Genomic DNA, 12979 nt, shown 5'->3' with positions numbered 1-12979 from the left:
TCGCTATCGGGGCATGTGAGTGCTGGTGAGAACAAGAGCGGAAACGTTCGGCAGGCCATTCAGCACCTTCACCGCCAGCCCGATGTCGACATCGAGGGCAGACGGTGAGTCGTATGGCGGTGCCGACTGGCCTCCCGAGCTTATGAGCACTGGCGCGGGCTGGTGGGCAACGATCCAGAAATTCCAGAGAGTTGGGCCTACACGGTGTCACGGAACCGCCGAAGGGCAGTCGGCAGTTCGCCAGCACCGTGAATCACTTACCCCGCAATCCGGCAGCGACATCTCGAAATGAAGCCAATGCGGCCTCCAGGTGCTCAATGATCTCCTGCTGCAAAACATCCGGCGGCGGCAGATCGTCGAGGTTGTCCAAGCTGTCGTCTTTCAACCAGAAGATATCGAGACTGGCCTTGTCACGGGCCATCAGGTCTTCGTAGCTGAACAACTTGAAACGTTCGGTGGCGACGCGCTCGTGGCGGTTTTCCGGGTTGTAGCAGGTGATGAAATCCTGCAAGTCGTCCAGCTTGAGAGTGCGTGTCTTCAGCGTGAAATGCTTGTTGGTGCGCAAGTCGTAGAACCAGAGCCCCTTGGTGTGGATATGGCCGTCTTTGGGCTTGGCGTCGAAGAACACCACGTTCGCCTTCACGCCTTGCGCGTAAAAAATGCCTGTGGGCAACCGCAGCACGGTGTGCACATCGCAGTTCTCCAGCAGCTTGCGTCGGATCTTCTCGCCGGCGCCACCTTCAAATAGCACGTTGTCCGGTAAGACCACCGCCGCTTTGCCATTCGCTTTCAACATGCTGACGATGTGCTGCAAGAAGTTGAGCTGCTTGTTCGAGGTAGTTTCCCAGAAGTCTTGCCGCTCGTAGGTCAGCGCCTCCTTGTCTTCCTCGCCTTCTTCATTGGTGATGGTCATGCTGCTCTTCTTGCCGAAGGGCGGATTGGCCAGCACGTAGTCCACCTTGAGCCTGGACTCGGCGATCAAGGCATCCGAGCGCTCTACCAAGGGTTCGCCATCGAGCTCACCGATGCTGTGCAGGAAGAGATTCATCAAACACATGCGGCGCGTGTTGGGCACGATCTCGTTGCCGTGAAATGTCTTGTCGCGCAGGAACTCTTTCTGGCGTTTGTCCAGCTTGGCGCCGGGGCGAGTCAGCCAGTTGTAGGCGCCCAGAAAAAAACCACCGGTACCGCAAGCGGGATCGGCAATCGATTTCATCGGCTCCGGCCGCACGCAGGCCACCATCGCTTCGATCAGAGCACGCGGCGTGAAATACTGGCCCGCGCCGCTCTTGGTGTCTTCCGCGTTCTTCTGCAGCAGGCCTTCGTACAGATCCCCCTTGGTGTCGGCACCTAGGCTGATCCAGCTTTCGGCGTCGATCAGCTGCACCAGGCGCGAGAGTTTGGCCGGATCCTGGATCTTGTTCTGGGCCTTGAAGAAAATGGCGCCAAGCATCCCCGGCTCCTGCCCCAGCTTGTGCAGCGTAGCCAAGTAATGCGCCTCCAGCGGCTCGCCCACCTTGGAGGTCAGGCTCGCCCAATCGTAGCCCTTGGGAATATGGGTGTCGCGGTTGTAGGGCTCCTGTGCGTATTCGTGCGCCAACTTCAGGAACAGCAGGTAGGTCAGCTGCTCCAGATAATCTCCGTACCCGACGCCGTCATCGCGCAGGGTGTGGCAGAAATTCCAGACCTTCTGGACGAGGGTGGATGTGTTCATGACGAGTTAATGCCTATTCGATTTGGGCGATCACCGGCAATCGCGGGTAATTTCCCTGTCTACCCCGGGGGAAACAAGAACGGTCAATCCAGGACATGCAATTGTTTGAGCGCCTGCTTCAACTCAGTTTCCATGGAGGCAAACGCGACCAGATCGCGCAGTCGCTGCAGGCTAGCTTGCTCGCCAAGCGCATTCAACAATGGCGAAACACCCTGTCGCCTGTGTCGTCCCGGAGGCAGGGTCACGCTGAAAGCGTTGTCTAGGGTCGCCTTGGGGTCGGCATCTGATTCCAGAGCCTTGGCCGTTCTTGGCAGCCCCATGTCTTTATCAATGATGGTGGTACCAAAAACACGACGCAAGGCATCCCCATCAGCAATCGCCCAAGCCTCGGTTTCCCTAACTGGGATCACCGCAACCCCCAGCCCCTTCCCCTGGAATTCCTGCCGCAACAGGTCAAGCGCGGGTTGTGCCAGCTGCTCGCGCATCCTGCCGGGATCGCCACTACCGTCTGCATGAACAAAGATAATCCGCCACGCTCCGCCCGCCAATCTGGCGGCATCCCGAATACGAATTTCGCGAGATGCTTCGCCGGACGTGACAGGATGGTCCAAGGGCAGGACATCGGTGACCTCCACCGACTGGTTGGCCTCCTGTGCGCAGATATCCTCGCAAAGCCGTCGCAGCAAAGGACAGAGAAAGTAGTAATCCGTGGGACCTTCAGCGTAGAGGGCAAGACCGAGGTAATGCATGCTCAGCCCTCCGTGGTCACGGTTTCCAGGACTTTCCTGACTTCGTAATCCGAGACAAACCCCTGGGGCACTTCGTCGCCACTGAACAGCGAGAGCTGGGGTTTGGGCCGTACCGGACGCAGCCGAGTCCGGCGGCGCTGCTCATTCTTTGCGGGATCACTGACGGTCGCGGTATCGGCAAACAAAATGAAGCCATCGGTGGCATGCCACTCCTTGTCCAACAACGCGGACAGCACTACCGGTGAATGGCTGTTGAGCAGCAACTGGCTCAAGGGAACCGACAGGTCATCGGCGAGGGACTCGCGCGGATCGGTCACCATGTCCCGTAAGCGCTGCACCAGTTGCTTGATGCGTGCCGGGTGGACGCCATTTTCCGGTTCCTCGAAGCAGATCAACCCCCGATGGCGAGGGTCATGCAACAGCGTCAGCAGGGCCAGCACCCGCAAGGTGCCGTCGGAAATCACCCGAGAAGAGAAAGGCAAGCCGTCACGCATGGTGAGTTCGATGCGGTATTCACGGCTTGCCTCATGTAGATCCGCGTCCAGCTTGGCGATGCCCGGAATCAGATTGTTCAGCTCCGCCGCGATATCGCTTAGCGCGCCACCGGGATGCATTTCCGTCGCTGTCTCGGCCTTCAACTGTGCCAGAACTGCGGCTAGGTTCGACCCATCCGCATTCAGCACATCGGCGGCCGTCGCCGGCACCGGCCGGCGTAGCAGCGCCGGGTCGAGTTGCAGCAAGCGCCAAAAGCGCATTTCCTCGCGCAAGGCGAACAGATGTGGAAACTCTGCATTGGTGATGCTGTAGAGCACGGTTGCTTCTGCCGCACTGGCCGGCCGGTTGCGTCCCTGCTTACCGTCCTGATGCACGCTGAAGGTCAGCCCCTCCAGCCGATCTTCCGTCGTCAGCCAGGGCTTTTGTCGGGTGTATTTGAGATGGGTGGCGCGAAAACCCTTGGAGGGCTGCAGCGACTCGGCCCAACGGTCCTTCTTACGTATGATCGGCATAACCGCTTCATGGGCCACTTGGATACGTTCGATGCCCGGTTTGATTTCGCGGCGTTCCAGGGTGACTTCGTAGCGCATGCGCGTGTGAGAGAGCTTCACCTCGCTCCCCCAGGGGTCGCGCACCATGGCATCAACCAACACTTCCGCGGCCAGGCGTATCTGACGGGAACGCCCCTCCGAGGTCTGGCGAAATAGCTCGAGCGGCTCGCCGCGCATGTCCTTGACAGCTTCCGATACGTCCCGCGTGGCCAGACTCGCCAACAATTGAATCACGTCGAACAGGTTGCTCTTACCGGCCGCGTTGTTACCTACGACCACCGTGAAGGGCGCCAAGTCGATGACCATATTTTCGAAGCTCTTGAATCCATCAACTTCCAGGCGAGTCAGCATGTCGAGTCCTTCCGTGTACGGGGTCGCTTGTCGGCACGGGATGATGAACGATCCAGCCGCTCTGAGCGTAAGCGCGCCAGCAACTCGCTGGCCGGTTCGTCGTTCGGGTCTTGCGGCACCAGATGGCCAGCGAAGGCGGCACGCAGGATGTTCTGGCGTTGGGCGGTGGATTGTTTGAAGGCGTAGTCTATGGCTTGCTCTTGGCTCACTATCGAATTCATGGCTATTTCAATATCGACGAGAAGCGCTTGCTGCTCGTCTTGCGGGGGCAGCGGAAACGGCAAGCTACGGCACACCTCCAACGTTAAATTGGTCTGCCCCGCCGTTGTCTTGGACCGAGCTTTGAGCCACTGCTGAGCCACAGGCGATAGCAGATAGCGACAGACGAACCACGGCAGCACACCCTCAACGGCGCGAAATATCGCGATGGCCTGATTGATATTCCACTCTGCAAAAGTTGATGGCACCATGGCAACCTGCCCAAGTGGCGGGCCAACGATGTTCATCAGCACATCGTTGGGATAGACCGTCGAGCGAGCCAAGAAGCCCTGATGCGTCTCCACAGATACAAAGACTTCGTCAGCCAAATCAAGCTCGCCACGATACGTAAGGTTTGTGACACGCAGAAATGGAATCGTCTTCTGCCCGCCAAAATCCAGGCCCTTCGGGGGCGTCGTTCCCTTCGTGATGAACTCGCAAAGTTGCTCGCCACTCGCCCAGGCCCACACCTCCGGCAAGTCCGACAATTCGGTGGTGTCCGGCTGCACCGGCGTGAGGTATTTGTTCCGCCAGTTCGTGGGCGGGGTTTTGCCTTGCTCCTTGAACTTGGCGAGCTGCTTGGCTTCCCAGCGTGCACGGCGTTCAGTGAGGATGCGCACCAGCAGTTGCGCGCCGGTCTCGGCGGGTGCGTTTTGCGTGCGCCACTCGGCGGTGAGTGCGCCTTCCACGGCGGCTTTCAGGAGCGATTGGCGGTATTGCGCGAGCTTCTTCTGCGCCGCCTTTAGTTCGGCCACGCCTGCATCGAGGTCGGAGAGCAGTTCTTCGAGTTTTGCGACGATGCGGACTTGTTCCGCAGATGGCGGCAAGAGAATTGGAATCGTATTCGCTAAGGTTTTCGACGAGATGCTCGCCTGATTCACGTGGTTGGTACACCGATGCTTCATGTACCCTGACATCCACAGAAAGTGAAGTTGTCTGGCCACAAAGACCGGGGCGATACCACTTTCAGGGCGCACTCGAGTCATATGATTTGAAAACGCAAATCCCGCTTCTCGTCGAGAGACGACTGCGGTCTTTCCAATAAGCGCAGCAGAGTTTGTATTGTTAAAAAGAACGTCATCCAACCTAAGCTCAACGCCATTGCTCTCGGCTACTGATTTGACAACGCTGAGATCGATCTGCCCGTCACGGCCCACGTTCATAGGACGCAGATGTGGTACGCCGGAACCATCGGAATTGTGCTTTCCACTGGCAAACCCTGGGCTCACATCGATCGCAATTTCAGCCAGCGCCACCCTCTCCCAATTCGATGGTGGAGATGCTTCCGCAAATGGGTAGTTCTGCATTGCCTCTTCGCTGAAGTCACTCATTACGCCACCAACTCCTCACTCATCTCACTCATCAGCCCATCCAGCTCCTTGCCAAACAGCCCCCAGGCCTTCTGCAACCCGCCCTTGTCGGCCAGTTCGGCGTAATCAAAGTCGTCGCGGCTGATACTGCAACTGCTGGCGATGTGCTCTTTCATCAGGCGCAGCCACTCAGTCTGCTCCGGCGTGAAGGCAGTGCCGCGCTGGGCGTTGTGGCGGAAGATCCAGGCTTGGAAGCGCTTGTCCACTTCGTCGGCGAAGGGTTTGAGCTCACCGTCCAACCCCAGGGCGAAGCGCACTAGTGACACCAGATCGGTGAGCTGGCGTTTGCTGTCGCTGCCTTTCACTTGGGTGGCCTGCACGCGGGCGTAGGCGCTCCACAGGCGCTCCGTGGTGAGCATCAGTGGCGGCTTGCTCAGGCGCTCGTGCAGGTCTTCGATCATATCGAAGGTGAGTGCTCGGCGCTGGTAGGGCTGCTGGTAGAAAAAGTCCAGCGCGGCGATTTCGTCCTTGTGCTGCTTCAAGTAATCGGCAAAGGTTTGAATCACTGCTTTGGCCTGCGCTTCGGCCTGCTCGGAAAACCCGGAGAAGGTCACCTGATCCAGGTTGATGTGGTCGATGATCTGCTCGCGCTCGCGACGGGCACTTTCGATCTCGTCGCGTAAAGCGGGTTGGTCGAACGGGACGCAGGCGGCGGCCACGCGTTCGGCGCGGGCGGCTTCAATCTCTTCCGGCAGGAGGGTGTCTTCAGAGCGGGTGATGCCCTTGGCTTTGGCCGTAGCCAGCGCGGCTTGCACGATGGCATCGGGGTTCAGCGCGGCAATCAGACCCTTACCCAGTTCAGCCATCGGGATACCACCGCTGGCCTTTTCGACGCGCGCCTGCGCCTTGTCGTCCAGTTGTTTGGCCAGACGCACCAGGCGGTTGGCGAGCGAGAGCACGGTGTCGTCGTCGCGGCTGCCCATCGCCACGCCCTGCAACAGGTCTTTCAGCGCCACACCGGGCTTCTTCTCCAACGGGCGGCTTTCGGTCTTGAGGGATTTCTCCACACCCACGGCGTCGATAAGCACGAAGCGGGTCTTTGCGCCTTCTGCGCTGTTGCTGACGCGCTTGAGGCTGTCGCCATCCAGGCTGCGCACGCCCCGGCCCTTCATTTGCTCGTAGTAGCCCTTACTGCGCACGTCTCGCATGAAGAGCAGCACTTCCAACGGCTTGACGTCGGTGCCGGTGGCGATCATGTCCACGGTGACGGCAATGCGCGGGTTGTAGTCGTTGCGAAAGCTGCTGAGGATGCTTTCGGCGTTTTCTTCGGCGCGGTAGGTGACCTTCTTGCAGAAGGCGTTCCCTCGACCGTAGACCTCGCGCAGGATGTTGATGATGTCGTCGGCGTGGCTGTCGGTCTTGGCAAAGATCAGGGTCTTGGGCGTCTCTTTGCGCGTGGGGAAGATCTGCGTTTCCACGGCGGTTTTCATGGCCTGGATCACTTTGCGGATCTGGCTCACGTTGACCACCGAGCGGTCCAGCTCCCTCCCGGTGTAAGCTGTGTCTTCTTCGGTTTCGCCCCAGCGTTTCTTGCGGGTTTGGCGGTCACGGTGGTCCACCCATTCCTTGGCCTTGAGCTCGGCGCCTTTCTGGGTGATTTCGGTTTCGATCTCATACACGTCGTAGCCGACGTTGACGCCATCGGCCACGGACTGCTCGTAGGTGTATTCGGCGACGATGTTCTCGTTGAAGAAGCCGAAGGTACGCTTGTCGGGCGTGGCGGTGAGACCGATCAGGCTGGCATCGAAGTAGTCGAGCACCTGCTTCCACAGGTTGTAGATGCTGCGATGGCACTCGTCGATGATGATGAAGTCGAAGGTTTCCACCGGCACGGCCGGGTTGTAGCGGACGAACTTTTCCTGTTTGTCGGTTTGCTGCACTTCGTTGAGTGACACGTCTTCGGCCGATTCGTCAATCGGCTCGCCGCTCAGGATGGAGTACATGCGCTGGATGGTGCTGATGCACACCTGCGAGTGCGGGTCGATGTTGGGTGAGGCCAGCCGCTGCACGTTGTAGAGCTCGGTGAACTTGCGGCCATCATCCGGCGGTGTGTAGGCCATGAATTCCTGATGGGCCTGTTTGCCGAGGTTGCGGGTATCGACCAGAAACAGGATGCGCTTGGCGCCGCCGAACTTGAGCAGGCGATAGACCGAGGTGATGGCGGTGAAGGTCTTGCCTGCGCCGGTGGCCATGTGCACGAGGGCGTGGGGTTTGTTCAGCGCAAGAGACCTCTCCAGCCCGGTGACGGCGCTGATCTGGCAGTAGCGCAGGTTCCTTTCAGGCAGCACGGGCATTTGCTCGGCCAGGCGTCGGCGCAGGGTGTCAGGCTGCGCCAGCCAGGCGGCCAGCGTTTCCGGCTTGAAAAAGTGGAAGATTTCGCGCGAACGCGGCGCGGGGTCGGCGTTGTCGGTGAAGCGGATGATCTGGCCGGTGGCCTCGAACAGGAAGCGCAGGGGTGTGTTGTCCTTGCGCCATTTGAGATTGGCGGTGGCGTAGCGCTCGGTTTGAGCTTCCGCCGCGGTCAGGTTTTCGCCCGCGCTGTCCTTCTTGGCTTCAATCACGCCCACCGCATGGCGGCTGACGAACAGCACGTAGTCGGCCGGGCCACTATCGGTGGGGTATTCGCGCACGGCTACGCCCAGGCTTGCCGCCAAATTGAGCTGCTTCATGTCCTGGATGACCCAGCTGGCCTGCCCCAGCTTCTGGTCAATCTGCTGGCGTGCCTTGGTTTCCGGCGTCATGCGTGTTCCTCCTGTGCTCCGTACGCGTCTATCGCCCACGACGCACGGTGCAAGGGCAATACAACTCTTTGATTGATGGGGCCGGTGCCGGCGTATCGCCCACCGGCTATCGCCCAGCAATCGCCGATATGGCGCAAGTTGTCCGATAGCCGGTTCATGACACCGCCCAGTACCGCCGCCAGCGGTAGTTGCCTTCGAAGCGCACCGCCCCCCGCCCGATCAAGTCTTCCAGCGCGCGTTTGACTTGCTTGGGGTGAATCTCGCGACCGATGCGCCGGTGGATGTTGCCGATGGCGGACTCGGGGTAGCGCTGCAGGTCTTCAAGCACCAGTGCCGTCAAGCGGTGCGGCTCAATGCGCTTGAGGGTGGTCTCGCCGGTGAAGTTGAGGCTGCGCAGCAGGCTCGGATCAACAAAATAGCGCGTGGCCTGGGTGCGGCCGGCGCTCTGCACCAGATGCCAGTCCAGCAGGCGTTTGAGCCATGGCTGCAGTGCATCGACAGATGACAGTTCCAGCGTGGTGGCCAGCTCGCGGGCAGTCAGTGCGTCGTGCTGGGCCAGCAGGCCCAGGGCGATGCGCTCGCGCTGGGTGAGCTGGTAGGTCTGGTCGGCCTTGGCGATGAAGTCGATCACCTCGGGCTTGAGGATGCGGCGGCGCACGGTGACCTGAACACGGTCGTGCGTTTCGATCAGCTCCGGTGCTGGGCGGCCTTGCGAGAGCAGCACCTCGAAAATCTTGTCGAAGCCGCTGCCTTCGCGCTCCATCAACTTGAGGTCGTGAAACAGGCGGGCGAGATGCTCGTTGCGGCGCACCGTGGTGTGCAGCACGTTCTGCGGCGTGACGCCCAGTGGCAGCGGGCCGGGGTTGACCACTTCCAAGCGGTCCGGGTGCAGATTCAGGAAGATGTCGCCGCGCTGGGTGTAGGGGCGGTGCACCAGGGCATTGACCAGCAGTTCGCGCACCACGACTTCATCGAAGGCGGGCACGTTCTGGCGAAACAGGCCATCGGGCAGTTCGTAGCGCTCGCGGAAGTCGGGCACTTCCAGCCAGACAGCTTCGATCAGTTCCATCGGGCTTTGCGTATGGTCATCCCACACCAGCTTGTTGACCTTCTGGCCTTGCTCGTCGTACTTGATGAACTGGATGACCGGTGCCGTGGTCAGTTGGGCGCGATGATGCTGTTGGCCAAGGCAGAGCACGCCCAGGTGGGTGAGGTAGGTGCCCTGCGCGAGTTGGTAGTGATCAAGCAACTCGTCGTCGGTTTTTCCTTCACCGATGGCTTGACGCGGTCGGATGCTCGCAGTGCGCTGACCAGTTTGTCACGACCTTGGCCGGATCGGCGTCGGCACGTGGAACTTGCAGCGTGGTCTGCGTTTCCCACGGCAGGCCGCGGAACGTTCGGAGGCCAGCCGAAGCACGTCGTCGCCGGTAACGGGCTTGCTTTGGTCGGCCACACGCAGGAAGTAGCGGCCATCGGTGGTGGATGCCACGGCGATAGACCGTGGGATGCGAGATCGATGTACTGGCCGCCGTTCGGCGAAGTGACCACGTCGGCAGCACGCTGACATTGACGGTGCGCTCAGCAATCTTGCGCCGGATGGCATCGGGCAGGTCGGCAGGGATAACTGTTGAGGGCGGCTGCGCATCCTGTTCATCCTCGATGCCCAGCAGCAGGCGACCGCCCGTTGCATTGGCAAAGGCAATGCAATCCTTGGCGAACTCGTTCCAGTCGGCCGTCTTGCCGGTCACTGCCGCAAGGACTTCTGGTCGAGGAGTTGACCTTCCTGACTCAAGAGACATCCCCCAATCTATTGTTCATGGCCTGCCGCCTCCGGGCTGACCTTTTCCTTCGTCGGCACCAGCGGCACGTACCCAGCCATCCACTTCGGAAATCTTGAACTTCCACAGCCGCCCAATCCGGTGAGCCGGAAGACCTTTACTGTCGATCCATCGATAAATCGAGTCCCGCGTCACCCCGAGATGCGCGGCGATTTGCTCGACTGAAACCCATGGCTCACTCACGGCGGAACTCTGGCAGCAGCGGTTGAGGATTGAGTCGCATAAAGTCGCAATGAATGGTCCATCACAGCACCTCCTTCACTTCCTTGGCCACCTCATCGATTCCCGCATCCCGGTTTCTCTCGATGAAGTTGAAGACCCAGCGCACGATCGCCCACCCTGGCAGGCCGCAGCCGAAGATCAAGCCGCCGAGCGCCACGAGCCCGGTCACCGAATCCACCCACTCCTGCAGCCGGAAATACTGGACGGCGATCGCACCGCCACCGATTCCGGTGACGACGGTGCTGATCAATCCCACCGCCCACTCGCGCGTCGAGCGAGGCGGCGTCATCAGCATCACGACGATGGCCGAGAGCAATGCTCCGCCGGCCGCCGCGCCTCCGGCCGCCTTGAACGCCGCGGCCCCGGCGACGCCACTACTGGTTGGTTCTGGCACGATGACTCTCCAATGCAAAAAAAGACCGCCGAAGGCGTGTGCCTCGGGCGGTCGGTGGTTGAAAACGGGTTGTGTTCGACGCGGCGAGTTCGGCCGAGGTGGCCTGTCAGGTATCCGGCGTCACGCGAACGACGTTGGATCCATCGGCCAGCAGCAGCGCACGTTTCCCCTGCGCCACCACTACACCGCTTCCGCTGCCGTCTTGAACGTCGTCGCAAACGCCACCGCTGTTGCTGCAGTAGACGATGCCCTCCCAGTCTGTTCGGCACGATCACGCTGCGGTTGCCCGTGAGCACGCCGGTCGTGGTCAGGTACCGAGCATCGCGCCTCTGCCGCCGTCAGCGTTACGTCGGCCGCCACCGCGACACTCGCCCTGCCGGGCAAGTACGCTGGCGCCACCCAGGCCCGCTGATCGGTGTAGCTCGTCACCGATGACGCCCCGGTGACGGCGGTGTAGAGCGGAATCGATCCGCCGGTGAAGCCCACGGTATTCCTCGACACCACGCCCGCGCGCGTGGCCTCGATGTAATTCGTCGCGCTCGGCGAAAGCACCAACGCCGCCGCGTTGTTGGCTAATCGCGGTCAGCACGCCATCGACCATCATCACGCCGCCGTAGTAGAACCAGTTGAGCCCCGAGCACAGACTGGCGCGCCGCCCGAACAAGGTCGCCGGGCTGCCGGCGTCGAACAGCGCATTTGCCGTCACTTCCTTGGACGACTGCGATTGCGCGATGAGATCCAGATGGGTGGTGCTGCTGGCCATGGTCTACCTCGTGATGGACGTGGTGAGCGGATATCCCCGGCCAACGGTGGCCGAGATCTGAGAGAGCTTGAGATACAGCGTCGCCTGGTTGGCGCCGAAGTCGCTGACCTGATCGGCGCTGGCATACACACAGGAAGGCGCGCTCGCCGTGATCGTCCGCTTCACCGCCGCGTAGCTGCCGTCGGCGTAGACGTCGATGGCGTACGACTCGGTGGCCTCGCCGAGCGACGCATCGACGTAGTCCCGCCACTCGCCGCCATCGCGCGTGCGCCGAATCCAGGTCAGCGACCAGTCGTTGCTCGAAGGATCCCGGTTCCCGGTCAGCGCGATCGGCGACAGCGGCTTGAGATTGACCCCCTGGTACGCAAAGGCCCGGTTGGCGTCGGTGCTGATGTCACGATCAACGGTCACTCCGCGGTACAGGTACGACAGGCCGATCGACCCGGAACTCATCGCGATGGCCGCGACATCGGCGGTGTCGAGCAGCACCAGCGCATCGCCGACCGCGTGCAGCCCCATCGCCCACTCGCTGCCGAACCGCCCGCGCAGCAATAGGTTCTGCAGCACGTAGCTCGTGCCGCTCACCAGCGTGCAATCTGCGCCGCGATGATCTCCCAGCGCCCGTCGCCCCGTACGCAAAGTGGTTCGCTCCGCCGAGCATCGCCAGCTGCGTCACGCTGAATAGTTCGCCTTGCGTCAGCGTCACATTGAGCACGCTGGCGTTGTCGATCACCCGGTGCTCCACCACCCCGATGCTGTTGGTGCAGGTTCCCAGCGCCGAGCCCGGTGGCCCGAAGTCCTGCAGACTCGCCCAGGTGCTGCCGGCATCGGTCGACTGCATCAGCACGCCGCCTCGCCACCCGCCAGCGCACCGTCATCGCCACCAGGAACGACGGCCCCGACTGCGCGCTACTGACCATCGGCACGTCCATCAGCACATACACCGACGCACCCACCGGCGTGATCGTCGTCGTCCCGCTGACCGCCGGCGAAGCACCGACCGCCGTCGGCGTGTAGATCGCCGCGCTGGCGTATTTCGCCTGGCACGCAATCCGCCCGTCGCTGGTGTAATGGATCGCCGTCAGGCGCAGGCTGACGTTGCCCTCGGGCGTGACCAGCGTCACCACGTCGCCCGGCTCCAACTGGTTGTACGTCGGCGGCAGCGTCACCGCTACGTCGTAACGCTCCAGCCAGTAGAGATAGAGCAGCACCTCCGCCTTGCCGGCCGCCTCGGTCGCCGTCAGCACGATCGGCAGATCGAGCACCAGCGCGTTGATCGCCGCCGTATTGAGACGCTCGGCGTACTGCGTGCCGGCGTTGTGCTCACGGTCGTAATCCAGATGCTGCACCGTCACCCGTCGCGGCAGCTGCGAATCCATCTCCCGGCTGGTCGTGATCTGCACCCCGGCGCGTCGGCCTTCGCCCCGCGCGTCGAGGTCCGCCGCGGGAATCGTGACCACCGACGCCCCGCCGCGCACAACAAAGCGGATCACATACCCGTGCTGAACCACGTCGAACGGCCAGGCCGCCTGC

The 12979-nt window shown here is 61.4% G+C and carries 9 protein-coding genes and 3 pseudogenes; all 12 read right to left on the bottom strand.

Annotated elements, in window-relative coordinates:
* Nucleotides 1-253 precede the first annotated feature (253 nt).
* The gene (locus V5B40_RS15695; RefSeq protein ID WP_332355348.1) at nucleotides 254-1714 is read right to left on the bottom strand and encodes a class I SAM-dependent DNA methyltransferase; all 1461 of its coding nucleotides are present in this window, start codon (nucleotides 1712-1714) and stop codon (nucleotides 254-256) included.
* 83 nt (nucleotides 1715-1797) lie between these two features.
* Nucleotides 1798-2463: a hypothetical protein gene (locus V5B40_RS15690; protein WP_332355347.1), complete on the bottom strand. Its 666-nt coding sequence runs from the start codon at nucleotides 2461-2463 to the stop codon at nucleotides 1798-1800.
* Nucleotides 2464-2465: 2 nt separating this feature from the next.
* A complete protein-coding gene (locus tag V5B40_RS15685) occupies nucleotides 2466-3860 on the bottom strand; it encodes an AAA family ATPase (protein ID WP_332355346.1) in 1395 nt (464 codons plus the stop codon).
* Entirely contained in the window at nucleotides 3854-5449 is a 1596-nt protein-coding gene (locus V5B40_RS15680; RefSeq protein WP_332355345.1) for a restriction endonuclease subunit S, read from the bottom strand. Before V5B40_RS15680 ends, V5B40_RS15685 begins: the two co-directional genes overlap by 7 nt.
* Nucleotides 5449-8229 carry a type I restriction-modification enzyme R subunit C-terminal domain-containing protein gene (locus tag V5B40_RS15675; RefSeq protein WP_332355509.1) on the bottom strand — a complete coding sequence of 927 codons (2781 nt, stop codon included), beginning with the start codon at nucleotides 8227-8229 and terminating at the stop codon, nucleotides 5449-5451. Before V5B40_RS15675 ends, V5B40_RS15680 begins: the two co-directional genes overlap by 1 nt.
* 154 nt (nucleotides 8230-8383) lie before the next feature.
* Nucleotides 8384-10021 (bottom strand): annotated as a pseudogene (locus V5B40_RS15670) (ATP-binding protein).
* 22 nt (nucleotides 10022-10043) lie between these two features.
* A complete protein-coding gene (locus V5B40_RS15665) occupies nucleotides 10044-10250 on the bottom strand; it encodes a helix-turn-helix domain-containing protein (RefSeq protein ID WP_332355344.1) in 207 nt (68 codons plus the stop codon).
* Between the two features lie 61 nt (nucleotides 10251-10311).
* Entirely contained in the window at nucleotides 10312-10683 is a 372-nt protein-coding gene (locus tag V5B40_RS15660) for a hypothetical protein (protein WP_332355343.1), read from the bottom strand.
* 307 nt (nucleotides 10684-10990) lie between these two features.
* Nucleotides 10991-11446, bottom strand: a complete 456-nt coding sequence (locus V5B40_RS15655; protein WP_332355342.1) for a hypothetical protein — start codon at nucleotides 11444-11446, stop codon at nucleotides 10991-10993.
* 3 nt (nucleotides 11447-11449) lie between these two features.
* The gene (locus V5B40_RS15650; protein ID WP_332355341.1) at nucleotides 11450-12031 is read right to left on the bottom strand and encodes a hypothetical protein; all 582 of its coding nucleotides are present in this window, start codon (nucleotides 12029-12031) and stop codon (nucleotides 11450-11452) included.
* Nucleotides 12032-12131: 100 nt separating this feature from the next.
* Nucleotides 12132-12287, bottom strand: a pseudogene (locus tag V5B40_RS25310) (hypothetical protein); the annotation flags it as partial.
* 292 nt (nucleotides 12288-12579) lie between these two features.
* Nucleotides 12580-12957, bottom strand: a pseudogene (locus V5B40_RS25305) (phage tail protein); the annotation flags it as partial.
* Between the last annotated feature and the right edge of the window lie 22 nt (nucleotides 12958-12979).

It is taken from the genome of Candidatus Accumulibacter meliphilus (assembly GCF_036625345.1).
Lineage (GTDB): Bacteria > Pseudomonadota > Gammaproteobacteria > Burkholderiales > Rhodocyclaceae > Accumulibacter > Accumulibacter meliphilus.
The sequence above is the reverse complement of the archived record's forward strand: the minus strand, read 5'-3'. Positions and strand labels throughout refer to the sequence as shown.

Bases quoted from the DNA above. Each gene is read 5' to 3' on its own strand.
- V5B40_RS15675 (WP_332355509.1), bottom strand. From the start codon at position 8,229: ATGACGCCGGAAACCAAGGCACGCCAGCAGATTGACCAGAAGCTGGGG.
- V5B40_RS15690 (WP_332355347.1), bottom strand. From the start codon at position 2,463: ATGCATTACCTCGGTCTTGCCCTCTACGCTGAAGGTCCCACGGATTAC.
- V5B40_RS15655 (WP_332355342.1), bottom strand. From the start codon at position 11,446: ATGGCCAGCAGCACCACCCATCTGGATCTCATCGCGCAATCGCAGTCG.
- V5B40_RS15680 (WP_332355345.1), bottom strand. From the start codon at position 5,449: ATGAGTGACTTCAGCGAAGAGGCAATGCAGAACTACCCATTTGCGGAA.
- V5B40_RS15695 (WP_332355348.1), bottom strand. From the start codon at position 1,714: ATGAACACATCCACCCTCGTCCAGAAGGTCTGGAATTTCTGCCACACC.
- V5B40_RS15685 (WP_332355346.1), bottom strand. From the start codon at position 3,860: ATGCTGACTCGCCTGGAAGTTGATGGATTCAAGAGCTTCGAAAATATG.